Origin of the sequence: Alcaligenes faecalis (genome assembly GCF_005311025.1) — a bacterium.
Taxonomy (GTDB): domain Bacteria; phylum Pseudomonadota; class Gammaproteobacteria; order Burkholderiales; family Burkholderiaceae_B; genus Alcaligenes; species Alcaligenes phenolicus.
The window spans coordinates 159687-183643 of the sequence record NZ_CP031747.1 but is presented as its reverse complement, the minus strand read 5'-3'; the positions used below and the strand labels follow the sequence as shown (position 1 = coordinate 183643).

Genomic DNA, 23957 nt, shown 5'->3' with positions numbered 1-23957 from the left:
TTAGGCCAGCACAGGGGTTGGACCCACCAGGGCTGGATCGCGGGCGTCTGGGTTCTTGAGGGGCACAACAGGGTTGATGCCTTTCTCGCCTGCACGGATGGTCAGGAACACGTTCCAGGACATCAGCAAGATACCGGCCACAAAGAAGGCGCCGCCCAAAGCACGGATTGCGTAGAAGGGGTAAGTAGCTTTCACGACTTCCACAAAGCTGTACGTCAAGGTGCCATCAACACCGGTAGCACGCCACATCAGACCTTGCATCACACCGGCAATCCACATCGCGGCGATATACAGCACCACGCCCAGGGTAGCCAGCCAGAAGTGCAGGTCGATCAGACGGGGACGAGCCATTTCAGTACGGCCGTACAGACGTGGGATCAGGTAGTACAGAGAACCGAAGGTAATCATGGCAACCCAGCCCAACGCGCCGGAGTGCACGTGACCAATAGTCCAATCGGTGTAGTGCGACAGCGCGTTCACCGTACGGATAGCCATCATGGAACCTTCAAAGGTAGACATACCGTAGAAGGACAGAGCCACAACCATGAACTTCAGGATCGCGTCAGTACGCAGCTTGTGCCAGGCACCCGACAAAGTCATGATGCCGTTGATCATGCCGCCCCAGGAGGGAGCCAGCAGAATCAGGGAGAAAGTCATGCCCAAGGACTGAGTCCAGTCTGGCAAGGAGGTGTACAGCAAGTGGTGAGGACCTGCCCACATGTACGTAAAGCCCAGAGCCCAGAAGTGAACGATGGACAAACGGTAGGAGTAGATGGGGCGGTTGGCCTGTTTGGGGATGAAGTAGTACATCATGCCCAGGAAGGACGTGGTCAGGAAAAAGCCCACGGCGTTATGGCCGTACCACCACTGCACCATGGCGTCCTGCACACCGGCGTAGGCCGAGTAGGACTTCATGAAGCTGACTGGCAGTTCCAGGTTATTGAAAATGTGCAGTACAGCGATGGTGACGATGTAGGAGCCAAAGAACCAGTTGGCCACATAAATGTGACGCACACGGCGCTTGACGATCGTGCCAAAGAACACAATGGCGTAAGCCACCCAGACCAGCGTGATCAGGATGTCAATCGGCCATTCCAGTTCGGCGTACTCTTTGGAGCTGGTGTAACCCATAGGCAGGGTAATGACCGCGGCCACCAGCACGGCTTGCCAGCCCCAGAAGGTAAAGGCTGCCAGCTTGTCGCAGAACAAACGGGCCTGACAGGTACGCTGCACGACATAGTAGGATGTCGCGAACAAGCCGGTGCCACCAAAGGCAAAAATCACAGCGTTCGTATGCAGTGGACGCAGACGTCCAAAACTAAGCCACGGTGTGTCGAAATTGAGTTCTGGCCAAATCAACTGCAAGGCAATAAAAAGGCCTATTGCCATGCCGATGACGCCCCAAAATACGGTCATGATGGCGAACTGCCTCACAATCCCGTAATTGAAGACTTCGGCGTTATTTCCGACTGCATCGGAAGTGCCCATTTGCTTCCCCTAAACAAACATTGTTAATACAAGCGACAACAAGCTACATCATCCAGCAAGTCGGTAATCTGCTACTTGATGCTTATCAAAAAACTTCGGAAAGCACGCGCTCGCGCGTGTTTCCGCCCCGCAGACTGTGTGTCGCCGACCATTTGCAGGGCTAAAAAACAAAAAAATTGGAAGGTATCAGGAATCGGGTGGACGCTCTGCTCCCGACAAACCCGCTGTGGAGTCGTCGTCCAGCAAGATGGAATCAGCCGCATTGCCCGTATCTTCAAACTGGCCAGCAAAAATGGCCCACCAGAAAGAGACACCGATAACAATGACCAGAAAAATGGAGATGGGGATCAGGACCAGCAAAGAGCCAAACATATCAGCCCTGCCTTGCTGCTGGACCGGTCCACTGAGCCGGCACCTCGCGGGTGCGGCTGCGATAGATGCGCCAGGAGTTGGCCGCCACGGCCAAAGAGGACACCAGCATGCTGACGGCGGCCAGCCAGGGAGCCACAATGCCCAAGGCCGCCAAAGGAGTCATGAGCAAGTGCCAGACAATCGAACCGTACAGGTTTTGACGGGCGATGCGGCCAGTTTGCTGGGTCAGTTGTACAACTTCAAATTCATTCCTGGCAGGTCGGGCCAGCAAGCCGGCATGCGCCGAAGCGACGGCGGAGGGAACCGACATGGACATGGCACAGGGACAGCTCATGACCAGCATGGCAACCACAACAGGAACGACATGCGAAGGGTCCATCCAGTACCAGACCAGACCAAAGGCGGCGGCCAATACCAGCTGAATGCTGACAAACCAGAATGCCAGAGTATTGGCATGACCTGTCACGGACTGGCGAAAGCGTTCGATCAGGTCATGGGATGCGGACTGCGTCACCGACTGGCGGGCGCAAAGCTCCAGATAACGGGCAGTCAGCAAAAAGGCCACGAACATCGTGACCGAGTCGTAGTACACCTCGCCCTGCTGGATCCAGGTGTTGTACACACTAGGCAGGAAGGCACCCACAATACCCAAGGCCACCGGCACATCCATGCCTACACGACCTTCGGACAAGCTTTTGACAGCCCCTTTCAGGATGGGCCAGGCACAGTACAGCACGACAGGCATGGTCAAGCACAGGCCCGCCCAATTCATGAGCACAATGACTTGCGAGAGAGATTCAATGTCTTCAGCGCGAGTGCTGAAAGAGCGCATATAGCCGGGGAAAGCAAACATCATCACCTGCATGGCAGCCAGCCAGGACAGGCCCAAACGGGCTAATGTGTGTCGCCGACGTGACCGCTGCTCATCGGTGAGGGGCTTTGGAAGAGAAAAAATCGAATATGCGCGCATGGAAGGACTATAAGCCACTGATATTTCTTCATTCTTGATTTAAATCAATACGACTTTGCTTCGATCCTATATCGTTGTCCTTATGCATCTTGTTCAGGCCGTTACCCCCCCAACGCGGCGCTAACTGTTCAATGCTTTCAAGGCTGCTTATTGGCAGCCTTTTTTTTATTCCATCCGCAACACAGGACAAGGATTTCGCACTGCTTGTGCGTCCCTTGCGCGGCCAAAGTCTACCACGCCTTTTCCCTATGAGAGTGCCTTGATTATCAAGACTTTTCATGACGAAATAATGTAGCGCTGTGAATGCAAATCAATCCACGCAAACGTGCACCTTGAATTGAAGAACAGGCAGGTCTGACCACCCGCTTTGCAAGCCTTTTCGGGCTTGTTTCCGCTCCCTCTTTCCATACTTTCAAAGTCTGTTCAAAACAGCTGCCACCAAATATCAAGCCTTCAAATTTGATATTTGAAATATGTAGCTTTTAAGCAAAAAAGTGTGCCAATAAAAAAGCAGCCCACCGACTGGAGCGTACGGTGGGCTGCCTGCAACCAGAGAAGGGGCTATCTACCCTTCCCTGTCCTGCTTATGCCTCGGAGGGCGCGAACTGCTCGGCTTCTGTGGAGCCAGCCAGTGCGGTCGTCGAGGACTTACCGGCTTCAACTGTCTGAGTGACAGCGTCAAAGTAGCCTGTACCCACTTCGCGCTGGTGTTTCACAGCGGTAAAGCCCAGGGGTGCAGCGGCGAACTCTTTTTCCTGCAGTTGAACGAAGGCGCTCATCTGGTTGCGGGCGTAGCCGTGGGCCAGCTCGAACATGCCGTAGTTCAGTGCGTGGAAACCAGCCAAGGTGATGAACTGGAACTTGTAGCCCATGGCACCCAGCTCGCGCTGGAACTTGGCAATCGTGGCGTCGTCCAGGTTCTTCTTCCAGTTGAACGATGGCGAGCAGTTGTAGGACAGCAGCTTGCCAGGGAACTGACGGTGGATGGCTTCCGCGAAGCGGCGGGCGTACTCCAGATCCGGTGTGGAGGTTTCGCACCAGACCAGATCGGCATAAGGAGCGTAGGCCAGACCACGGGCAATGGCTTGATCCAGACCGGCACGGGTGCGGTAGAAACCTTCCACCGTACGCTCATCCAGAATGAAGGGGCGATCGTACTCGTCCACATCGCTGGTGATCAGGTCCGCTGCATCCGCATCCGTGCGGGCAACCAGAATGGTGGGAACGTCCAGAACGTCAGCAGCCAGACGAGCAGCCACCAGTTTGGAGATGGCCTCACGAGTTGGCACCAGCACTTTGCCACCCAAGTGACCACACTTCTTGGCCGAAGCCAGTTGGTCCTCGAAGTGAACGCCAGCAGCGCCAGCCACAATCATGGCCTTCATCAGTTCAAATGCGTTCAGCACACCACCGAAACCGGCTTCTGCGTCGGCCACGATAGGAGCGAAGTAATCCACGTAGCCTTCGTCACCCGGGTACACCCCTTCCATCCACTGGATCTGATCACAGCGAGCCAGGGAGTTGTTGATGCGACGCACCACGGATGGCACCGAATTGACGGGGTACAGCGACTGGTCAGGGTACATTTCGCCAGCGCTGTTAGCGTCGCCAGCCACTTGCCAACCCGACAGGTAAATCGCTTTCAAACCGGCCTTGACCTGTTGCATGGCCTGGTTACCCGTCAGGGCGCCCAGTGCGTTCACAAAGGGTTCCTGATTGATGGACTGCCACAGACGCTCAGCACCACGGCGAGCCAGGGTGTGCTCCTCAACCAGAGAACCACGCAAACGAATCACTTCCTCAGCGGTGTAACCACGCTTGATACCTTGCCAGCGTGGGTCTTCTGCCCAGCGTTTTTGCAAATTGCGGATCTCAGTTTCTCGAGCATTCATGGTGAACTCCTAAGATGGATTTAACAGTGAACAAGATGACTACAGTCTACCCAAATGCTGCACCGCATCCATGTTTTCTATCTTATATAAGAGTAAATATTTTTCTTTTAAAAATCATATGGATATATAATTAATTTCGAGATATGAAATGACTTACCTGTTTGTGAAATGAAAATCTGTGCGGCGCGCAAGCCGTTTTTTGCATACTGAGACAAGGATTTCACAATGTGGGATAATCGCCTTTATACCGCCCGGTGAGCGCCTGCTCGCTGCACCGGTTTCCCGTTTTATTTCTGCAGCACCCGTCAATGAGCAACAACTCCCCTCTTAAAGACTCGCCTCTTGGGCACGATGTGGTTTATCCCACACAGTACGACCCCAGTGTCCTGTTTGGTATTGAGCGCTCCCTGAACCGCCAGGCGCTTCAGCTTCCCGAGCAATGGCATGGCGCCGATATCTGGAACGGTTACGAGATGTCCTGGCTCAATCCCAAAGGCAAGCCTGTCGTCGCACTGGCGCGCTTTGTTATTCCCTGGAATAGCCCACGCATCATCGAGTCCAAATCCTTCAAGCTTTATCTGAACTCGTTCAATGATGAAGTGGTGGAAGATATGGCCAGCTTTGTTCAGCGCATGGAGCAAGACTTGAGCGTGGTTGCCGGTGCCGCTGTGAATGTGACGCTGATTCCGCTCAAGGCCTTGAACGGCCAGCCTATCCGTCAGCTCGAAGGCCATTGCATTGATGAGCTGGACATCAGCATTCAGGACTACACGCCACAAAGCGGCTTGCTGCAATGCCTGCCAGATGCCCCCATCGTGACCGAATCCCTGGTTTCTGATTTGCTCAAGTCCAATTGCCCCGTTACCGGTCAACCCGACTGGGGCAGTGTGCAAGTACGCTATACCGGCCCACAGATTGATCCCGCTTCCTTGCTGCGCTATATCGTCTCACTGCGCCGTCACACCGAGTTCCATGAACATTGCGTGGAACGTCTCTACAGCGATATTCAGCAAAGCTGCAAGCCTGAGCGTTTGCTGGTGTATGCGCGCTACACCCGCCGTGGGGGCCTGGATATCAACCCCTGGCGCAGCAGCCATGCTGATAGCGTGGAAGAACCACGCCTGGCGCGTCAGTAGTCTCTATATAGCTATATAGAAAAGCGTGAACCGGAAAAGCCAATATGCTTTTCCAGGTTCGCGACTACAAGAGACCAGCTTTAAGGCAAGGCAAGAAAAAACCCCAAAACCTTGATAGGTTTTTGGGGTTTTCTTTTATGGCCTTGCATAGCAGCAAGCAGATCAGGACTTGGTCGCGCGGCTTACTGTAGAGGCCACATACACAGCCAAACCGGCCGCGGTCCAATACCCGATGGCGGCACCATACCAGGGAGCCTGGGTCAAACCCACGTCCAGCAGCAAACCAAAGCCCACTGGTGCCAGGGAAGAACCTACGTCCATGCCCGAGTACACTAGGCCATACACTGCGCCGGTAGACCCTTTGGGGGTAACACGGCGTATCAGCATGTCCCGCGATGGCGAGGCAATGCCCGAGCAGAAACCAGCCGCCCCCACCACAAACAAGGCCAGCGAAGGCATGACCCAACCTGCCCCCAGTACCAGCAACAAAGCGCCCGATACGCACAGGGACACAAACACAATCAATTCAGAACGTGGTGTCGTGGAAGCAATAAAACCACCAACAAACATGCCCGCTGCCGAAGCCAGCATGAAGCCGGACAAGGCCGTACCCGCCGTTACCTTATCAATGCCATAGGTGTTGTGCAGCATAGGAATGGTGTAATTCTGCACCACGGCCATCGCTGCTGTAGCAAAGGCAAAGAACAGGAAGGCGCCCCACAAGGAAGGACGCGACAACAAGGTAGACAAGGTCGTCCAGACCGACTCCTTGGCCTGCGGACGCGCAGGCGCTGCTCCCGAGGCCGTGCGCCCTGCCAAGGCATCCCGGTTCATCAGAACCAGCACCAGAATGGCCGCAATCAGGGCTGCCGCCGACAGTACAGCAACGCGCCAGTTGAAATAGATGGTCAGCGTGGTGATAAAGACCGGCGTCAGGGCCCAGCCCAGATTCCCCGTCAAACCGTGTGCGCTAAAAGCGTGGCCCAAACGAGCCGGGCTGACACGATGATTCAGGATGGAGTAATCCACCGGGTGGAACACGGCATTGCCCACGCCACCGATCAAGGCAGCCGCCAACAGCATTCCATAGCCATTGGCCGTCCCGATCAGCAAGGCCGCCACCACAAAACAGGACAGACCCACTTTCAGGACCGGCAAGGCTCCGATACGGTCAACCAGAAAACCGGAAGAGGCCTGCCCAAAACAGGACACCAGATAAAAGGTGGTCACCAGACCACCCAAGGTCAGGAAGTCGTAACCGAACTCTTGGCCAAGGGAAATATACAGTGTGGGCAGAATCAGCTGAAAGAAGTGCGAACTGGCGTGTGCGATACCGATAACGCCAATAACCCGCCAGTCCTGTGAACCGTCAGGCCCCGCCCCATCCAGCGTCGTTGTTGATGAATTAGCCATTTATCTTAGAGCTGCTTTTTCTTGATTTCCGGCCAGGCCTTCTGCAAGTAATAGCACATGGACCAGACCGTGAGAACCGCGGCCACAATAATCAGGGCCTGCCCAATAATCCGTGTCGGCAGGCCCATGACAGGCGACCAGTACAACAAACAAGGAATGGCAACCATTTGCGCGGCGGTTTTGAATTTACCCAAGCGATGAACTGCCACACTACCACTGGCACCAATCTTGGCCATCCATTCCCGCAATGCCGAAATGGTGATTTCACGGCCAATAATAATCAGGGCGATAAAAGCATCCACACGGCCCAGATCCAGCAAGACCAGCAAAGCGGCACTGACCATGAGTTTGTCCGCAACCGGGTCCAGGAAGGCCCCGAATGAGGACGTCTGGTTCCAGCGGCGAGCCAGCCAGCCGTCAAACCAATCCGTTGCGGCGGCCACGATAAACACCGAAGCGGCCCACAGATCGCGTGTTTCCATGCTCAGCCAATCCGCTGGCAGATAAAACAGGGCGACGATCAAGGGGATCAGAACGATGCGAAGCCACGTCAGGGCTATGGGCAGATTAAAAGGCATAGCTTGGATACCAACCTAATTTAAAACAAAGGCTCTCGCCTATCGTAAAGCATGATAAATGCGTTCGGCCAGTTCAGTGGATATTCCATCAACCGCACTAAGCTCATCAATACTTGCGTCCGCAACGCCACTAAAACCACCAAAGCGAGCCAGCAGACGCTGACGCCGTTTGGCGCCAATCCCGTCAATATCTTCCAGGCGTGACACATTGCGCGTTTTGGCACGTTGGGCACGCATGCCCGTAATGGCAAAACGGTGCGCTTCGTCACGCACCTGAGCGACCAGCATCAGTGCCGCCGACTCCACACCCAAAGCCACAGGCTGGCGATCATCGGCAAATACCAGGGTTTCCAGACCTACTTTACGCTTTTCACCCTTGGCAACGCCGACCAGGACGTGAATATCCAGGCCCAGTTCCACAAAAACCTGGCGGGCAATTTCCACCTGCCCCTTGCCACCGTCGATCAACACAATGTCGGGCAAAGGCGCCAAACCTTCGGCAACCCGCGAGAAACGTCGGTTCAGCACTTGGCGCATGGCCGCATAATCATCGCCGGGCGTGATGCCTGCAATGTTGTAGCGGCGATAAAGCGAGTTCTGCATCTCGTGGTGTTTATAAACCACACACGAGGCTTGGGTGGCCTCCCCTGCTGTATGGCTGATATCGAAACATTCAATGTGCAGGGTATCAAGCTGGGCCTCATCCAGGTCCAGTTGCAGGGCTTCGGCCAGGGCTCGGGTACGGTCAGCACGAGCGGTGGATTCGCTCAGCACACGGGCCAAGGCCAGGCCGGCATTCTTGGTGGCCTGCTCCAGCCAGATCTTGCGTACCCCTTGGGGGCGCACCACCACACGCGCCTTCACACCGGTTTGCTCAGCCAGCAATGGCATCAGGTCTGCATCAGGCAAAGCGTGCGAACAAACCAGAACCGGCGGCATGCGGCGCTCCAGATAGTGCTGGGCGATAAACGCGGCCAGCACATCACTAGGGGTGTCATCGTTGATTTGGGTGGGGAAGAAAGCACGGTCCCCCAGGTGACGGCCGCCACGCACCATGGCCAGGTTCACACAGAACTTACCACCGGCGTTCAGCACCACAATAATGTCTACGTCTTCCTTGCCCACCTGCTCCATGCTTTGCTGCTGCAGTACGGCGGACAGGGCTTTCATCTGGTCGCGCAAAATCGCTGCCTGCTCGAAATCCAGCGAGTCCGAAGCCTGCATCATGCGCTCTTGCAGCTCGCCCAGAATTTCAGAGGTATTCCCGTCCAGAAAGCTGATGGCGCGCTGCACATCCAGCTGATACTGCTCGGGCGCGATCAAGTTCACACAGGGGGCCGAACAGCGCCCGATCTGATGCAGCAAACAGGGACGGCTGCGGTTGGCGTAAACGCTGTCTTCACAGGTCCGCAAACGAAACACCCGTTGCAGAATCTGAATGGTTTCACGCACCGCCCAGGAGTTGGGATAAGGGCCGAAAAAATGCCCTTTCCCGCTGGTACTGCCCCGGTAATAGGCAATACGCGGCGCCTGATGGGCGCTGATCATCAGGTAGGGGTAGGACTTGTCGTCCCGGAAAAGAATGTTGTAGCGCGGCCGCAGGCGCTTGATAAGGTTATTTTCCAGCAGCAAGGCCTCGGCCTCGCTGCGGGTAACGGTTACCTCGATGCGCGCGACGCGCGCCACCATATGGGCAATACGGGGACTGCTCAGCGTTTTCTGGAAGTACGAGCTGACACGGCGCTTGAGATCACGCGCCTTGCCCACATACAGTACCTCGCCCTGTTCGTCGATATGCCGGTACACGCCCGGCAGATTCGGCAAATCAGACAGAAAGGATTTTAGATTGAAGTCCGCGGGCATATTGATAGTGTTCATCCGCTTGCAAAGCGTCCCAATCCAAGGCTGGCGTCGTCGGCATCAGACGACGGATGCGATTTTGTGATTCCTCGGAAATCGTGAAATCCAGGCGCGAGAGCAGATCGTCGGCTAGATCGGGACGATTGCATACCAGCACCATGTCGCAACCGGCACCCAGGGCAGCCTGAGCACGTGCCAGGATATCGCCCACGACAGTGGCGCCTTCCATGGTCAGGTCGTCGGAAAAAATCACGCCGTCATAAGCCAGGGCCTTGCGCAGCACACGCTGAATCCAGTATGGCGAAAAGCCGGCTGGCAGCGGGTCCACTTTGGAATAAATCACGTGTGCCGGCATCACCGAAGGTAGCTGCAAGGTGCCCAGCCAGCCATAAGGAGCGGCATCCTCGTCCAGAATCTCTTCCAGCGTACGGTCGTCAACGGGAATCTCGTGATGCGAATCTGCCTCTACGCCGCCATGGCCGGGAAAGTGCTTGCCGCAGGCAGCCATACCGGCCTTGTTCAAACCACGTATCAAGCCAGCCGCCAACATGGAGACGGCACGGGGGTTACGGTGGAAAGAGCGATCACCAATCACCTTGCTGACACCCCAGTCCAGATCCAGTACCGGCGTAAAGCTCATGTCCACGCCGCAAGCGCGCAGCTCGGCCGCCAGCACATAGCCCGTATCGGCGGCAACAGCAGCGGCCTTGACCGCATCGCGCGTCCACAGTTGCCCCAACTGGCTCATGGCGGGCAGCGTGGTAAAGCCATCCTCGCGGAAACGCTGTACCCGCCCCCCCTCGTGGTCCACGGCGATCAGCAAAGGCTCATCCCGCGCTTCGTGAATGGACTGGCACAGGGCGGTCAGTTGAGCACGATTTTCAAAGTTGCGGCTGAACAGGATCACGCCACCGACCAGTGGGTGACGCAGGCGCTCACGCTCCTGATCCGTCAGGACCATGCCCTGCACGTCCACCATGACCGGGCCCGGAGGCAGCACTGCTTGCGAGGAAGAACTCATTTAGTATCAGACTCAGCTAAGGATAAGGAAGGAATGGCAGGCGCTTTGGCTTCCAGCACCACAAAGGCCATGGCCATATCGGATTCATCTGTCAGGGAAATATGAACGGCCCCGAAGCGGGCGTCAAACCAGTCTTGCAAATCAGCAGACAGGCGCACTACCGGGCGGCCACCAGGCGCGTTCAAGGTTTGCATGCGTGACCAGGCCATAGGCATGCGCATGCCCAGCCCCACCGCTTTGGAAAAAGCTTCCTTGGCTGCGAAACGGGTGGCCAGATAGCGCAGGCCGCGCACCGGGTCGCGTGCCTGACGGCGGGCATAGACCTCTCGCTCCTGCTCGCCCAGAATGCGCTTTACAAAGCGATCACCATGACGAGCCAAGGCGCGCTCGATCCGCTCGATACGGATCAGGTCGGTGCCGATGCCGGCAATCAAACCGGACGGTATTGGGGGCATGATGTCATCAGAAAAAATACTGCAAAAGCGGCCTGGGCCGCCTACCAGCTTGCAATGATACCGTGAGAGCGCGGAATACAAAAACGGCCCTGCCAGAGCAGAGCCGTTTTTTTGACGTCAATCCGCCAGACTTAGAACGCACGCTTGTCGATCACACGTTTGGCTTTGCCCGTCACAGTACGCTCGACCATGCCGGAGGACTGCACACGAATTCGAGCGCTGACACCGATAAAGGTCTTGATGGAGTGGCTCAGACGACGGGCCATTTGCTCACGCTCGGCGTCGTTCAGGTGATTGAACTCGGGACGCACTTCAACCAGAATTTCCAGTTCGTCCATATTGCCGTTACGGCTCAATACCAACTGATACTGGGCGGCCAGCTCGGGCATCTTCAGAACCAGTTCTTCGACCTGGGTCGGGAACAGGTTCACGCCACGCACAATGACCATATCGTCGCTGCGGCCCGTAATCTTGCCAATACGGCGCATGCTGCGCGAAGTGGGCGGCAACAGTTGTGTCAGGTCGCGAGTGCGGTAGCGAATGACGGGCATGGCTTCCTTACTCAGCGAGGTAAAGACCAGTTCACCACTTTCACCCTCAGCCACAGGCTCGCCGGTTTCAGGGTTGATGATTTCGGGGTAGAAATGGTCTTCCCATACCACTGGGCCGTCCTTGCTTTCCACACACTCCATGGCCACGCCCGGGCCCATCACTTCGGACAGACCGTAGATGTCCACGGCGTCAATGCCAGCGCGCTGCTCAATATCCAGACGCATCTGGCCGGTCCAGGGCTCGGCACCAAAAATACCGATACGCAAGGAGGTATCGCGGGGGTCCATGCCCTGGCGCTCGATCTCTTCGACGATATTGCAGAAGTACGAAGGGGTAACCAGAATCACGTCGGGACGGAAATCCTGAATCAGCTGAACTTGTTTTTCAGTCTGGCCACCGGACATGGGAACCACGGTACAACCCAGGCGCTCGGCACCGTAGTGCGCACCCAGACCGCCAGTGAACAGGCCGTAGCCGTAAGCCACGTGGGCAATATCACCGGGGCGGGCACCGGCCGCCCACATGGAACGGGCAAACAGATCGGCCCAGGTGGAGATGTCATTGGCGGTATAGCCCACCACGGTTGGCTTGCCCGTGGTGCCACTGGAAGCATGCACGCGTGCTACCTGTTCACGGGGAACCGCAAACATCTTGAAGGGGTAGTTGTCACGCAGGTCCTGCTTGGTCGTGAAAGGGAACTTGGAAATGTCCGACAACTGCTTCAAGTCGTCGGGGTGCACGCCCGCTTCGTCAAATTTCTGCCGATAGTGCGGCACATTCTCGTAAGCATGCTTTAGCGTCCATTTCAGACGCTCCAGCTGCAAGTTGCGGATTTCGTCAACACTTGCATGCTCAATGGCATCGCGGCCAACCTGTTCTTTAATTGCTGTCATGGTGTACTCCTGCCCTGCCGCTGGTGTGGTACTTCCGACCCCCCCGGGTCTACAGGGTATGTATCGTCAAAAAATTATTTTTTTTCAATCCCGCCCAGTACCGTGCCATTCAGCCGGTACGAGCGCCCACGGAACAAGGCAACGCGCTTGTTGTTCTGGTTGACCACCTCGATGTCATACACCCCGGTGCGACCGGCCAGGGAGGCCTCGACCGCACGAGCGGTCAGGACGTCCCCTTCAAAGGCAGGAGCCAGGTAATCGATAGTGCAGCCGGACGCAACAGTCGGTGCATTGCGAGAATTGCAGGCAAACGCAAAGGTGCTGTCAGCCAACGCAAAAATGAAACCACCGTGACAGGTCTTGTGCCCGTTGAGCATGTCGGCGCGCACCGTCATGCTCATGTCGGCCTTGCCCGGTGCCACGCTATCCAGGCTCAGGCCCAAAGCCTGAGATGCCTGGTCATTGCCATACATATGGTCACTGACCTGCTCGGCCAGTGCTTGTGGGTCTTCAACAGCCATTGCGTTGCTTTGCATTACTTTCCTTTAAATTGGGGGGCACGCTTGCCCAGGAATGCATTAACACCCTCGCGGTAATCCTCGGATGCACCCAGTTCACGCATCAAGTCGCGCTCCAGATCCAACTGTTGATCAAGCGAATGGGCATCACTGGCATAAATCGCTTTCTTGGCGTAAGCCAGACCTTTGGTCGGTGCCTGCGCAAAATGGGCGGCCAGTTCGTTCAGGCGAGCCTGGAAAGCGTCATCGTCCACGCACTCCCAGATCAGGCCCCACTGCGCTGCCTGCTCGGCCGAGAGCTTGTCACCCAGCAAAGACAGGCCCATCGCGCGTGCCGTGCCCACCAGACGAGGCAGGAAGAAGGTACCGCCAGTGTCAGGCAGCAAGCCCAGGCGGCAGAATGGCTGGATAAAGCTGGCCGAACGAGTGGCGATCACGATGTCGCCGGCCAGAGCCAGGTTCGCGCCAGCACCGGCGGCCACACCATTGACACCCACCACCACAGGGGCCGCCAGCGCACGCAGACGGCGCACCAGCGGTGCGTAGAATTTTTCAATGGTGGCACCCAGATCCACGGGGGCATCGCCCGCGCTCATCTGACGCTCGGACAGGTCCTGGCCGGCGCAAAAGCCACGGCCATTACCGGTCAGAATCAGCACACGCAGATCCGCGCACTGTTCCACTTTATCCAGAGCCTGAGCCAGCTTGCCGTGCATATCGGCCGTGAAGCTGTTGAGCTTGTCGGGACGATTCAAGGTAATGCGTGCTACGCCATTTTCCAGCTGAAATTGAATACTTTGGTCAGTCACCTGGCCACCCTCCTTTAGAAATGCCAGCGAGTCTGAACGACGCGGAAGCGGTTAGCAACGTAGGCCGAATCCGACAGGGATGCGTTGGCAGCCGGGTTGGCGCCGGTGCCGTGGAAGTCACTATAGGCTGCGGTCTGGTTGATGAACACAGCGCCGGTCAGGTTCAGGGACAGAGATACGCCGGAACGCTCGGCCATGCGCTGAATCTTGGCGGTCACGGCATCATCGGTGCTGTAAGCCGACAAGGTCAGTGCGCCGTGCTCGATCACGTTGCGACCTGCCACTTCAATGCTTTGCTCGGTCGAATCGGTTTGCACCACAAAAACGATGGGGCCGAACCATTCTTGTTGAATCTCGGGCTGATCCACACGGGCCTGCAAGACCAGCGGTGTACGTACGCGGGCACCGGGGAATGCGGGGTGTTCCAGCGTTTGGCTATCAGCCAGGATAGGCATGCCCAATTGGCGAGCCTGATCAATACGCTGTGCGCAGGCTTCGTTTTGCACGGCACCCGTAATTTCAACGGCACGGGCCGGATCGGACACCAGCTTTTGCACTGCCTGGGCCAGACCTTGAGCCACTTCGTCAAAGCTCATCACGCCATCGGCAGTACGGATACCGTCACGAGGCACGTAAATGTTTTGAGGGGCGGTACACATCTGGCCGGAGTACAGCGCAAAGGAGAACGCCAGGTTGCGGGCAACCGCTTTGAAATCCTCAACCGAATCAATAATCACCTGATTCACACCAGCTTTTTCGGTGTAGACCAAAGCGTGGCGAGCATTTTCTTCCAACCAGTTGCCGTTCTGGCTGCTGCCGGTAAAGTCGATCAGCTTGACGGCCTTGTTCAGTGCCAATTGCTGGGCGGTGTCTTCCGATGGCTCGTGAGCGGCCAGCAAGACCACATTAGGATTGAAACCGGCTTCGGCCAGCACTTCGCGGGCGACAGCAACGGTAATGGCCAAAGGCAGAATCGCGCCAGGGTGCGGCTTCACAATCACGGTATTGCCGGTTGCCAAGGAAGCAAACAGGCCTGGGTAACCGTTCCAGGTTGGGAAGGTGGAGCAACCAATCACCAGACCAATGCCACGGGGCACGACTTTGAACTGTTTCTTCATCTGGATGGGATCGTGCTTGCCCTGGGGCTTGATCCAGTCAACCAGACCGGGGATACGGGACATTTCCTGCCAGGCGTAGGCCACGGCTTCCAGCGCACGCTCCTGGGCGTGAGGGCCACCGGCCTGGAAGGCCATCATGAAGCCCTGACCCGTGGTGTGCTGCACAGCGTGAGCGATCTCGAAGCTGCGCTGATTCAAGCGATGCAGGATTTCCAGGCAAATGCCAACCCAGGCTTGCGGGCCAGCATCGCGCCAGCTGTCCAGCGCCAGTTGCGACTGAGCCAGCAATTGGTCCACCGGCACTTTGGGGTAGCTAATGCCCAGATCAAAACCAAAAGGCGATTGCTCGTTGCCGACTTCACCTTGTGCGCCTTCCAGCGTCAAGGGAAAGGCTTTGCCACGGTAGGCTTCAAAAGCAGCCTGACCATCCTGAGCCGCGGTTTCACCGTAGGCGCGCGGGCTGGGATTTTCAGGATAAGCGCTCCAGAAGTTGCGCTCCAGAATACTGCTCAAAGCCTGATCCAGCGTTGCCTGATGCGTCTTGAAAAAATCTGCTGCCATACAATGTGCTCCTGAAACTAGTAGGACGCCAAGCTGGGAAGCTGGCGTCCAGATTCTTGAAAAACCGCTATGTTGCTGCGGTCTTAGGTTTCCTGATCGAAGTCAATCACCACCCGGTCGGTAACCGGAAAGCTTTGGCAACTGAGCACGAAACCGCGGGCGACTTCGTAATCTTCCAATGCAAAGTTGGCGTCCATGTCCACTTCGCCCTCTACCACTTTGCAACGGCAGGTAGAACAAACCCCACCTTTACAGGAGTAGGGCAATTCCAGCCCTTGCTCCAGTGCCGCGTCCAGAATGCTGCTGTTGCTTTTGCTGATAGTCAGGTTGCGGGTAATGCCGTCCTGAATCACGGTCAGCTCGCACTCTTCCTTGCCCGGAGCCTTGCGCGACTCTTCGCCCGTACGTAGTGCTCGTGGGCCTTTGGGAGCGCCGAACAGCTCGAACTTGATCTGGGATTTTTCCAGGCCGTTTTCCTGCAAGGCCGCAACCACCTGCTCGCTCATGTCCTGGGGGCCACACACAAAGGCCACGTCCACACTGGCCGGGTCAAACCATTGCTGCATCAGCTGGCGCACTTTTTCGCCATCCAGACGGCCGTTGAACAGGTCGATATCCTGTGTTTCCCGGCTCATGATATACACGATGGAGAAACGTTCCATATAGGTGTTTTTCAGGTCCTCGATCTCTTCGCGGAACATGATGGCCGAGGAAGCACGGTTACCGAAAAACAGCGTGAAAGTGGACTTGGGCTCGGTATCCAGCGCGGTTTTTACCAGCGACAGAATAGGTGTAATGCCGCTACCGACCGCAAAGGCGGCGTAACGGTGAGCCTGGCTGGGATCAAAGTCCACGGTGAAATTGCCATCAGGCGGCATCACTTCCAGAGTGGCGCCCGCTTCCAGATGGCTATTGGCCCAGGTGGAGAAAGCGCCATCATTCACACGCTTGATCGCCACGCGCAGCAAACGATCGTGCGGAGCCGCACAGATCGAGTAGGAGCGGCGCAATTCCTGGCCATCCAGGTGGGTGCGCAAGGTCAGGTACTGACCGGGACGAAACTGAAACACATCCTGCAAATCCTCGGGCACGGTAAAGGCCACCACCACGGCGTCGCGGGTGCTGCGGGAGACCGAAGCCACAGGAAGAGAATAAAACTGACTCATAGGACTAATGCGCCTTAAAGTAATCGAATGGTTCACCGCAGCTGATGCAGCGATACAGCGCTTTACAGGGTGTGGAGCCAAACTGGCTGATCACCCGTGTATGCGTGGAGCCGCATTGAGGACAGGCCACCACGGGCGCCTCGGGCTGACGCAGCAAACCAGAAATATCAACCGCACTTTGGGCCGGAGGAGCGATACCGTAGTCGCGCAAGGCCAGCTTGCCCTGCTCGCTCATCCAATCGGTCGTCCAGGCCGGTGACAACTTGGTATCCACCCGAACCTGCTCGATACCGGCCTGTTGCAAGGCCTGTTCAATCGAGTGGCTCATTTCGTACATCGCCGGACAACCGGAGTAGGTCGGTGTGATGGTGACCACACACACGTCCTGCTCCCAACTCACGTCACGCACAATGCCCAGGTCCAGCAAGGAGATCACGGGGATCTCCGGATCTGGAACCGTGGCCAGCACTTGCATGACCTGCTCGGTGCTCCAGGTCTGTGTCATGGCGATCACCAAGTGGCGTCAGGATACATACGTGGCAGGTGCTGCATTTCTGCCAACAGAAACCCTAACGCTTCCGTGTGACGGCCTTGCGGACCACCACGGTAGGCCTTGTGCTGAGCATCCTGCTCGGCCGGGCAACGCAAGGTGGCGCGCTCCAGCGCATTCTGGATGTACTCCAGGCAAGGCTGCCACAGGCTGGCCATCAAAGGCACAGCCTGACGCTGAGCCAGTTCCTCAGTGACCTCGTCATCCAGGAACAGCTCACCCAGGTAGAACCAGGCATCATCAATGGCTTTTTGCATGCGCTTGTGGCTTTCCGGGGTGCCATCACCCAGGCGCACGATCAAGTCGGTCGAGCGGCGCAGGTGATACAGCACTTCTTTATGTGCCTTCTGGGCAATCTCGCGAATCTGCTCGTCGCTGGATTCGATCAACTGCTCCAGCAGGAAGCAATGCCAGGCATCAAACAGGAACTGACGTGCCAGCGTGTCGCCGTAGTGACCATTCTCACGCTCCACCAACAAGTAGTTGGTGTACTCGTGGACGTCTCGGTGATAGGCCAGACGATCTTCGTCCCGGCCCTGACCTTCGGTCTCACCTGCCAGTGTCAGCCACATACGGGCCTGACCCAGCAAGTCCAGTGCCGTATTGGCACAGGCCAGTTCTTCTTCCAGAGCCGGGCCGTGGCCAGTCCACTCACCCAGGCGCTGAGCCAGCACCAGGGTGGAATCGCCCATGCGCAGGGCGTAGGAAAACAAAGCTTTGTCCATACCAGTTCCTACATATTGATGCCGTCAGGCATGGGGAAAAACGTAGGGTGACGGTAGACCTTGGTGTTGGATGGCTCGAACAGCGGGCCTTTGTCACCAGGGCTGGAAGCAGCGATATCGGCTGCACGTACGACCCAGATGCTCACGCCTTCGTTACGGCGGGTGTACACATCACGGGCATTGTTGATGGCCATTTCGGCGTCCGGAGCATGCAGGCTGCCTACGTGCTTGTGGGCCAAGCCATGCTGGCTGCGAATGAAAACTTCCCACAGGGGCCAATCGTTCTTGCTCATAACTGAAAATTCCTTGCTGTGCAGCGGCGCTGTCAAAGCGCCTGCTGCGAATCGGATCGAATCAGAAACCGTGCTGGTTTCCTAGCCTTCTTGATCAGGCCACCTTGCGGACGGCTTCCTGCTTTTGGGCATGTGCATCCAGTGCATCACGGAACCAGGCGCCGTTCTCGTGGGCCTGGACTCGGGCTTCGAGTCGCTCACGATTACAGGGACCATTGCCCTTGATCACCGCCCAGAATTCTTCCCAGTCGATCTCGCCAAAGTCGTAGTGACCGCGCTCTTCGTTCCAGCGCAGATCAGGGTCAGGAATGGTCAGACCCAGGTACTCGGCCTGAGGCACGGTCTGGTCCACCATCTTCTGGCGCAGTTCGTCGTTGGAGAACAGCTTGATCTTCCACTGCATGGACTGGGCGCTGTTGGTAGAGTCCGCATCCGAAGGACCGAACATCATCAAGGCAGGCCACCACCAGCGGTTGATGGAATCCTGAACCATGGCCTTTTGCTCCGGCGTACCGTGCAGGCACATCTGAATCAGCAAGTCGTAACCCTGGCGCTGGTGGAAGGACTCTTCCTTGCACACGCGCACCATGGCACGGGCATAAGGACCGTAGGAGCAGCGGCACAGCGGAATCTGGTTGATGATGGCCGAGCCATCGACCAGCCAGCCGATCATGCCGATATCGGCCCAGTTCAATGTTGGGTAGTTAAAAATACTGGAGTACTTGGCTTTGCCCGACAGCAGATCGTCGACCAGTTTGTCACGGCTTACGCCCAGCGTTTCGGCCGCGCTGTACAGGTACAGACCGTGACCGGCCTCGTCCTGCACCTTGGCCATCAAGATGGCTTTGCGCTTGAGCGAAGGGGCACGAGTAATCCAGTTACCTTCGGGCAGCATCCCGACAACCTCGGAGTGTGCGTGCTGAGAAATCTGGCGAACCAAGGTTTTGCGATAGGCTTCGGGCATCCAGTCCCTGGCTTCGATGCGGACACCCTCATCGATGCGCTCTTGGAACCGACGCTCTTCGTCGGACATCTGCTCGATATCCTGGACCTGCTTGACGCCTGTCTCTACAAGTTGTGCATACATGACCATCCCCGGTAAGAGTGCAGAAAGCGCCCAAACAAATTTGTTTCGACGCAAACCATATACACTTCATTATTTAATACGAAAAATGTGATGTCAATCGTAAAACCGTATCATATGGCCTTGAAGCAGATACTTTAAGGGTAAATACTTAGACGTAAAAAAACCGAGGTGCGACAAATCGCTATCCTCGGTTTTGATCCTGCCAATGTGTCCCCGCCTACAGCTGCAGCGCGCTCACGAACCGTGCCGGGACCCGCATCCCTTCCGCCCTGCCTGCCCTTCCCGTTTACAGACGGATGAAGTGCTCGCGGTAGTGTTTCAGCTCGTCAATGGACTCGTAAATATCGGCCAAGGCCTCGTGGCGGCTTTGCTTGACGAAACTTTTAACCACTTCAGGCTTCCAACGCAAAGCCAGTTCTTTCAGAGTGCTGACATCCAGATTGCGATAGTGGAAGAAAGCCTCCAGACGAGGCATGTAGCGGTACATGAAACGACGGTCCTGGCTGATGGTGTTGCCACACAGGGGCGACTTGCCAGCCGGTACGTGCTCTTTCAGGAATTCCAGCAACTGATCCTCGGCTTGCGCTTCGGTCAGGGTAGAAGCTTTGACCTTGTCGATCAGGCCGCTACGGCCATGCGTACCCTTGTTCCAGGCGTCCATGCCATCGAGCAATGCATTGCTTTGATGAACCACCAGAACCGGGCCTTCCGCCACCAGAGTCAAGTCTGCTTCTGTTACCACGACCGCAACTTCGATGATGCGCTCTTTGTCCGGATCCAGTCCTGTCATCTCCATATCGAGCCAGACCAGACGCTGTGTATGAACCGCCATATAATCATTCCTCAAAACGCCCATTTTACATATAGCCGCCTACATGCTGACTTTGTTGTTCATTATCTTTCTGCTTGCAGACGTTTTGCTGCGCTTTTATTTAGGCCTGCGGCAGATCCGGCACGTTTATCGTCATCAGAACGAGGTGCCGGCCGAGTTTTCCGAACGCATTGGCCTGCATAGCCATCAACGTGCGGCACGCTACACCATCGCACGCACCCGGCTGGGTTTAAGCGAGCGTCTGGTAGAGGCCCTGGTCTTGCTGGGCTTTACGCTGCTGGGCGGTCTGCAATGGCTGGATGTCACGCTGGGCAACTGGATCAGTCATGAACTGCTGCGTCAGCTAACCCTGATTGGCGCTGTCCTGGCGATTATGGGTGTCGTGGGCCTGCCTTTTGCCTGGTATCGCAAGTTTGTACTGGAAGCGCGCTTTGGTTTTAACCGCATGAAGCCTGCCCTGTTCTTTGCCGATACCGCCAAAACTCTGATCATCGTCCTGATTCTGGGTACACCCTTGTGTGCCGCCCTGCTCAGTCTGATGGATTGGGCAGGCCCTTCATGGCCCTGGTACGGCTGGGGTCTGTGGCTGGTTTTCAATCTGCTGGTGCTGTGGCTGTACCCGCGCGTTATCGCCCCCATTTTCAATACCTTCAAACCACTGGAAGATGCCAGCCTGCGTGAACGCATCAATGCCCTGGCACAGCGTTGCGGCTTTCAAGCCAATGGCTTGTATGTGATGGATGGCTCGCGCCGCTCTGCCCATGGCAATGCATACTTCACCGGTCTGGGTCGCCAAAAGCGCATCGTGTTTTTTGATACCTTGCTGAACAAGCTGCAGCCCGAAGAAGTGGAAGCCGTGCTGGCGCATGAGCTGGGCCACTTCAAGCATCGCCATATCCAGCGCCGTCTGCTGATCAGCGTATTCACATCCCTGATCTTTTTTCTGCTGGCCGGCTGGGCCTGGGGCAAGGTGGGTTTTTATACCGGGCTGGGCGTGATTCCCCAGTTAGGTCGCCCCAACGACGCCCTGGCCCTGATCCTGTTCTTTATGGTGGTGCCTACCTTCACCTTCTGGATGGGCCCCTTGAGCGCCCTGCTCTCGCGCCGGGACGAATATCAGGCCGACAGCTTTGCCGCCCTGCACAGCCAGGCCCAGGACTTGATCAGCGCCTTGCTCAAGCTCTATAACGACAATGCCGCAACCTTGACGCCCGACCCTATGCACTCTGCCTTTTACGATAGCCACCCCAACGCGATTGATCGCATTCGACACCTGAAAAGCCTGGCATGACATCTAAATACATTAGCGGTCTGGTGACCGCCGCCCACGGTCGTCACTACTTTGTCGAACTGCCTGATGGCGAAACGATCAAGTGCTTCCCTCGTGGAAAAAAAGCCGGGATTGCAGTGGGCGATCAAGTCGATGTGTTGATGCAAGCCAAAGGGGAAGGCTCTATTGAGGCGGTGCAGGAACGGCGCAATCTGCTGTATCGCTCTGACGACTTCCGCACCAAGCAGTTTGCCGCCAATATTGATCAGCTTCTGATTGTGGTGGCACCGGAACCCGTGTACTCCGAAGACCTGCTGGGGCGTGCCCTGGTCGCGGCCTGGAGTGTGGATATTGAGCCGGTGATTATTCTGAACAAGGCCGATCTGAGCACCCACCTGGAACGGGCACGCACCAAGCTGGCCCCTATCGCCGCCCTGGGCGTCCCTATTCTGGAAATGGTGGCGCTGGAGCCAGAACAGACACGGGAAGCCCTAGCTCCCTGGCTGGCGAACAAGCGCACATTGCTGCTGGGGCAAAGTGGCATGGGTAAATCCACCCTGCTCAATGCTCTGGTCCCGGATGCCGGCGCACTGACCCAGGAATACTCGCAAGCCTTGGGTGCGGGCCGACACACGACCACCAGCACCCGCCTGTATCACCTGCCCAATAGCGGCGACCTGATCGACAGCCCCGGCTTCCAGGCCTTTGGCCTGTCGCATATGACACAGGAAGATATTGCGCACGGCTTCCCCGATTTCCGAAAAGCGGTGGAGTCCTGCCGCTTTTATAACTGCACCCACAGGCATGAACCGGGCTGTGGCGTGCTGGCGGCCATCGAAGCAGGCAGCATTCACCCTGAACGGCACGCGCTATACCAGCGTTTGCTGGCCGAGCACGAAAACAAGCCACGCTATTAAGGGAACAAGGGGCAAAGCAAAATGCCCCTTTTTTGTGAAGGCGGGATACGCTGCAAAGCGCCCGCCTGTCAGGCCTGCTTACAGGCCTTTGTGAGTATCCCCACCGGCAGACAACTGCACCCAGGCAGCCGACAAGTGGTGGTAAAGATTACGGATCAAGACCGCCGTAGCACCCCAGATAAAGTACGGCCCCCAAGGGATGGAGAAGTAGTAACGCCCTGCCCCGTCCGGCAAATCGGCGTGATGCAATTGATGACGCTGCGGGTCCAGCAGGACCGACAAGGGCACTTCAAAGACCTCGGCCACTTCAGAGCTATCGGGCAACACCTGAAAACCCTCTTGCAGCTCGCCAATAATGGGGCGCATCGCAAACTGGGTACTGGTTACAAAAATAGGATGCTGACCCAGATAACGCACAAAGCGCGGCTCGATGCCGATCTCTTCCTGGGTTTCACGCAAGGCGGCTTCGACCGGCCCCAGATCCGAGGCTTCAATACGACCACCGGGAAAACTGATCTGCCCCGCATGATTGTGCAGGTGCATGGCCCGACGCGTAAAAATGACGGTAGGTCCTTCGGGGCGCTGCATCACGCCAATACAGACGGCGGAGCGCACATTCATGGAACCGGGCAAAAACTCTGGATAAAAGGAGCTGCGAAACAAAGGCTCGACCTGCCACTGTATGGGCTGGGCAAAAGCGCTACGCAGAAAATCCAGTTGCTGGGCCTGAGCAGGCAATTCAGGCAAAGAATCTAATGCAACCAGAGGCTGGCTGCGAGGGTCGAATCCAGGAACGATAACGGGCCTGATACGAGGCTTATCCATAAGAACTGGTATGTGATCCCACATAAAAACAAAGGCACCCGCCTGGGTGCCTTTGCATCGCTGTTCGCTTGGGAATTAGTTACCCGAACGACGAACGAGTTTTTCTTTGATGCGAGCGGCTTTACCCGAGCGATCGCGCAGATAGTACAGTTTAGCACGACGCACAGCGCCACGACGCTTGACTTCGATGCTGGCGATCTGAGGGGAATACAGCTGGAATGTACGCTCAACAGCTTCGCCCGAAGAAATCTTGCGAACGATGAAAGAAGAGTTCAGACCACGATTGCGACGGCCGATAACCACGCCTTCGTAAGCCTGGACACGCTTACGCGTACCTTCAACCACGTTTACGTTCACAACAACAGTGTCACCAGGACCGAACTCGGGAGGCAGCTTGCCACCGGTCAGGCGCTGGATTTCTTCTTGCTCAAGAATAGCGATCAAATCCACGATTGACTCCAAAACCATCGTATCAGCCGCACACATTATAAAAATCGCGCTGACAGAGGATGAAAAAATGATTAGCCCATGATTCTATCAGCAAAAAGCCTGAATTACCAAGCTTTTTGACTGATCGCAGCGTCGTTTCCCGGCGTTTAACTACGCTAAAATACGACACTTTGGGCACGGTGCCCCCGTATTAAACGCAGCAAAGG

At 56.5% G+C, this 23957-nt stretch carries 24 protein-coding genes; 3 read left to right on the top strand and 21 right to left on the bottom strand.

What is annotated here, in order from left to right:
- The 4 genes from ccoN to aceA form a co-directional block, all read right to left on the bottom strand.
- A complete protein-coding gene (gene ccoN / locus D0C27_RS00885; RefSeq protein ID WP_021446465.1) occupies positions 1-1488 on the bottom strand; it encodes a cytochrome-c oxidase, cbb3-type subunit I in 1488 nt (495 codons plus the stop codon).
- Between the two features lie 186 nt (positions 1489-1674).
- Positions 1675-1860, bottom strand: coding sequence for a cbb3-type cytochrome oxidase assembly protein CcoS (gene ccoS, locus D0C27_RS00880; RefSeq protein ID WP_009455947.1), 186 nt, complete (start codon positions 1858-1860; stop codon positions 1675-1677).
- A 1-nt stretch (position 1861) separates the two neighbouring features.
- Positions 1862-2830 carry a hypothetical protein gene (locus D0C27_RS00875; RefSeq protein WP_051359093.1) on the bottom strand — a complete coding sequence of 323 codons (969 nt, stop codon included), beginning with the start codon at positions 2828-2830 and terminating at the stop codon, positions 1862-1864.
- A gap of 584 nt (positions 2831-3414) precedes the next feature.
- On the bottom strand, positions 3415-4722 hold the full coding sequence (aceA, locus tag D0C27_RS00870; protein ID WP_137430211.1) for an isocitrate lyase: 1308 nt from the start codon (positions 4720-4722) through the stop codon (positions 3415-3417).
- 308 nt (positions 4723-5030) lie between these two features.
- Between aceA and queF the strand changes: the two genes are divergently transcribed.
- On the top strand, positions 5031-5858 hold the full coding sequence (gene queF, locus D0C27_RS00865) for an NADPH-dependent 7-cyano-7-deazaguanine reductase QueF (RefSeq protein ID WP_137430210.1): 828 nt from the start codon (positions 5031-5033) through the stop codon (positions 5856-5858).
- 162 nt (positions 5859-6020) lie between these two features.
- Here the strand turns inward: queF and D0C27_RS00860 are convergent, their stop codons facing one another.
- The 15 genes from D0C27_RS00860 to orn all read right to left on the bottom strand — a co-directional run bounded on the left by D0C27_RS00860 (position 6021) and on the right by orn (position 20289).
- Positions 6021-7271 carry an MFS transporter gene (locus D0C27_RS00860; protein ID WP_137430209.1) on the bottom strand — a complete coding sequence of 417 codons (1251 nt, stop codon included), beginning with the start codon at positions 7269-7271 and terminating at the stop codon, positions 6021-6023.
- 5 nt (positions 7272-7276) lie between these two features.
- Positions 7277-7849 carry a CDP-diacylglycerol--glycerol-3-phosphate 3-phosphatidyltransferase gene (gene pgsA / locus D0C27_RS00855; protein WP_026482947.1) on the bottom strand — a complete coding sequence of 191 codons (573 nt, stop codon included), beginning with the start codon at positions 7847-7849 and terminating at the stop codon, positions 7277-7279.
- Between the two features lie 39 nt (positions 7850-7888).
- On the bottom strand, positions 7889-9712 hold the full coding sequence (gene uvrC, locus D0C27_RS00850) for an excinuclease ABC subunit UvrC (protein WP_137431493.1): 1824 nt from the start codon (positions 9710-9712) through the stop codon (positions 7889-7891).
- Positions 9675-10730, bottom strand: coding sequence for a beta-N-acetylhexosaminidase (gene nagZ / locus D0C27_RS00845; protein WP_035272713.1), 1056 nt, complete (start codon positions 10728-10730; stop codon positions 9675-9677). The genes uvrC and nagZ overlap by 38 nt, the downstream gene beginning before the upstream one ends.
- Complete coding sequence (gene acpS, locus D0C27_RS00840; RefSeq protein WP_060185274.1) at positions 10727-11185, bottom strand: holo-ACP synthase; 459 nt, start codon at positions 11183-11185, stop codon at positions 10727-10729. Before acpS ends, nagZ begins: the two co-directional genes overlap by 4 nt.
- Before the next feature lie 131 nt (positions 11186-11316).
- On the bottom strand, positions 11317-12630 hold the full coding sequence (paaK, locus tag D0C27_RS00835) for a phenylacetate--CoA ligase PaaK (RefSeq protein ID WP_009455971.1): 1314 nt from the start codon (positions 12628-12630) through the stop codon (positions 11317-11319).
- Positions 12631-12704: 74 nt separating this feature from the next.
- Positions 12705-13166: a hydroxyphenylacetyl-CoA thioesterase PaaI gene (gene paaI, locus D0C27_RS00830; RefSeq protein WP_009455979.1), complete on the bottom strand. Its 462-nt coding sequence runs from the start codon at positions 13164-13166 to the stop codon at positions 12705-12707.
- The gene (gene paaG, locus D0C27_RS00825; RefSeq protein WP_137430208.1) at positions 13166-13957 is read right to left on the bottom strand and encodes a 2-(1,2-epoxy-1,2-dihydrophenyl)acetyl-CoA isomerase PaaG; all 792 of its coding nucleotides are present in this window, start codon (positions 13955-13957) and stop codon (positions 13166-13168) included. Before paaG ends, paaI begins: the two co-directional genes overlap by 1 nt.
- 14 nt (positions 13958-13971) lie before the next feature.
- A complete protein-coding gene (gene paaN / locus D0C27_RS00820) occupies positions 13972-15636 on the bottom strand; it encodes a phenylacetic acid degradation protein PaaN (RefSeq protein WP_022983271.1) in 1665 nt (554 codons plus the stop codon).
- A gap of 83 nt (positions 15637-15719) precedes the next feature.
- A complete protein-coding gene (paaE, locus tag D0C27_RS00815; protein WP_009455981.1) occupies positions 15720-16802 on the bottom strand; it encodes a 1,2-phenylacetyl-CoA epoxidase subunit PaaE in 1083 nt (360 codons plus the stop codon).
- Between the two features lie 4 nt (positions 16803-16806).
- Positions 16807-17307: a 1,2-phenylacetyl-CoA epoxidase subunit PaaD gene (paaD, locus tag D0C27_RS00810; RefSeq protein WP_009455982.1), complete on the bottom strand. Its 501-nt coding sequence runs from the start codon at positions 17305-17307 to the stop codon at positions 16807-16809.
- Positions 17308-17312: 5 nt separating this feature from the next.
- Complete coding sequence (gene paaC / locus D0C27_RS00805; protein WP_035272706.1) at positions 17313-18077, bottom strand: 1,2-phenylacetyl-CoA epoxidase subunit PaaC; 765 nt, start codon at positions 18075-18077, stop codon at positions 17313-17315.
- A gap of 8 nt (positions 18078-18085) precedes the next feature.
- On the bottom strand, positions 18086-18370 hold the full coding sequence (gene paaB / locus D0C27_RS00800) for a 1,2-phenylacetyl-CoA epoxidase subunit PaaB (protein ID WP_003799192.1): 285 nt from the start codon (positions 18368-18370) through the stop codon (positions 18086-18088).
- 94 nt (positions 18371-18464) lie between these two features.
- On the bottom strand, positions 18465-19457 hold the full coding sequence (paaA, locus tag D0C27_RS00795) for a 1,2-phenylacetyl-CoA epoxidase subunit PaaA (RefSeq protein ID WP_009455984.1): 993 nt from the start codon (positions 19455-19457) through the stop codon (positions 18465-18467).
- A gap of 286 nt (positions 19458-19743) precedes the next feature.
- Entirely contained in the window at positions 19744-20289 is a 546-nt protein-coding gene (gene orn, locus D0C27_RS00790) for an oligoribonuclease (RefSeq protein ID WP_009455985.1), read from the bottom strand.
- A gap of 43 nt (positions 20290-20332) precedes the next feature.
- Between orn and D0C27_RS00785 the strand changes: the two genes are divergently transcribed.
- Positions 20333-21580: a M48 family metallopeptidase gene (locus tag D0C27_RS00785; protein ID WP_137430207.1), complete on the top strand. Its 1248-nt coding sequence runs from the start codon at positions 20333-20335 to the stop codon at positions 21578-21580.
- Positions 21577-22476: a ribosome small subunit-dependent GTPase A gene (gene rsgA, locus D0C27_RS00780; protein ID WP_115633857.1), complete on the top strand. Its 900-nt coding sequence runs from the start codon at positions 21577-21579 to the stop codon at positions 22474-22476. Before D0C27_RS00785 ends, rsgA begins: the two co-directional genes overlap by 4 nt.
- A gap of 78 nt (positions 22477-22554) precedes the next feature.
- On the opposite strand, the gene D0C27_RS00775 is transcribed toward rsgA, so the two are convergent.
- Both D0C27_RS00775 and rplS read right to left on the bottom strand, forming a co-directional pair.
- Positions 22555-23223 carry an NUDIX hydrolase gene (locus D0C27_RS00775; protein ID WP_137431491.1) on the bottom strand — a complete coding sequence of 223 codons (669 nt, stop codon included), beginning with the start codon at positions 23221-23223 and terminating at the stop codon, positions 22555-22557.
- Positions 23224-23376: 153 nt separating this feature from the next.
- The gene (gene rplS, locus D0C27_RS00770; protein WP_003799181.1) at positions 23377-23751 is read right to left on the bottom strand and encodes a 50S ribosomal protein L19; all 375 of its coding nucleotides are present in this window, start codon (positions 23749-23751) and stop codon (positions 23377-23379) included.
- Positions 23752-23957 lie beyond the last annotated feature (206 nt).

Bases quoted from the DNA above. Each gene is read 5' to 3' on its own strand.
- ccoN (WP_021446465.1), bottom strand. From the start codon at position 1,488: ATGGGCACTTCCGATGCAGTCGGAAATAACGCCGAAGTCTTCAATTAC.
- ccoS (WP_009455947.1), bottom strand. From the start codon at position 1,860: ATGTTTGGCTCTTTGCTGGTCCTGATCCCCATCTCCATTTTTCTGGTC.
- D0C27_RS00875 (WP_051359093.1), bottom strand. From the start codon at position 2,830: ATGCGCGCATATTCGATTTTTTCTCTTCCAAAGCCCCTCACCGATGAG.
- aceA (WP_137430211.1), bottom strand. From the start codon at position 4,722: ATGAATGCTCGAGAAACTGAGATCCGCAATTTGCAAAAACGCTGGGCA.
- queF (WP_137430210.1), top strand. From the start codon at position 5,031: ATGAGCAACAACTCCCCTCTTAAAGACTCGCCTCTTGGGCACGATGTG.
- D0C27_RS00860 (WP_137430209.1), bottom strand. From the start codon at position 7,271: ATGGCTAATTCATCAACAACGACGCTGGATGGGGCGGGGCCTGACGGT.
- pgsA (WP_026482947.1), bottom strand. From the start codon at position 7,849: ATGCCTTTTAATCTGCCCATAGCCCTGACGTGGCTTCGCATCGTTCTG.
- uvrC (WP_137431493.1), bottom strand. From the start codon at position 9,712: ATGCCCGCGGACTTCAATCTAAAATCCTTTCTGTCTGATTTGCCGAAT.
- nagZ (WP_035272713.1), bottom strand. From the start codon at position 10,730: ATGAGTTCTTCCTCGCAAGCAGTGCTGCCTCCGGGCCCGGTCATGGTG.
- acpS (WP_060185274.1), bottom strand. From the start codon at position 11,185: ATGCCCCCAATACCGTCCGGTTTGATTGCCGGCATCGGCACCGACCTG.
- paaK (WP_009455971.1), bottom strand. From the start codon at position 12,630: ATGACAGCAATTAAAGAACAGGTTGGCCGCGATGCCATTGAGCATGCA.
- paaI (WP_009455979.1), bottom strand. From the start codon at position 13,166: ATGCAAAGCAACGCAATGGCTGTTGAAGACCCACAAGCACTGGCCGAG.
- paaN (WP_022983271.1), bottom strand. From the start codon at position 15,636: ATGGCAGCAGATTTTTTCAAGACGCATCAGGCAACGCTGGATCAGGCT.
- paaE (WP_009455981.1), bottom strand. From the start codon at position 16,802: ATGAGTCAGTTTTATTCTCTTCCTGTGGCTTCGGTCTCCCGCAGCACC.
- paaD (WP_009455982.1), bottom strand. From the start codon at position 17,307: ATGACACAGACCTGGAGCACCGAGCAGGTCATGCAAGTGCTGGCCACG.
- paaC (WP_035272706.1), bottom strand. From the start codon at position 18,077: ATGGACAAAGCTTTGTTTTCCTACGCCCTGCGCATGGGCGATTCCACC.
- paaB (WP_003799192.1), bottom strand. From the start codon at position 18,370: ATGAGCAAGAACGATTGGCCCCTGTGGGAAGTTTTCATTCGCAGCCAG.
- paaA (WP_009455984.1), bottom strand. From the start codon at position 19,457: ATGTATGCACAACTTGTAGAGACAGGCGTCAAGCAGGTCCAGGATATC.
- orn (WP_009455985.1), bottom strand. From the start codon at position 20,289: ATGGCGGTTCATACACAGCGTCTGGTCTGGCTCGATATGGAGATGACA.
- D0C27_RS00785 (WP_137430207.1), top strand. From the start codon at position 20,333: ATGCTGACTTTGTTGTTCATTATCTTTCTGCTTGCAGACGTTTTGCTG.
- rsgA (WP_115633857.1), top strand. From the start codon at position 21,577: ATGACATCTAAATACATTAGCGGTCTGGTGACCGCCGCCCACGGTCGT.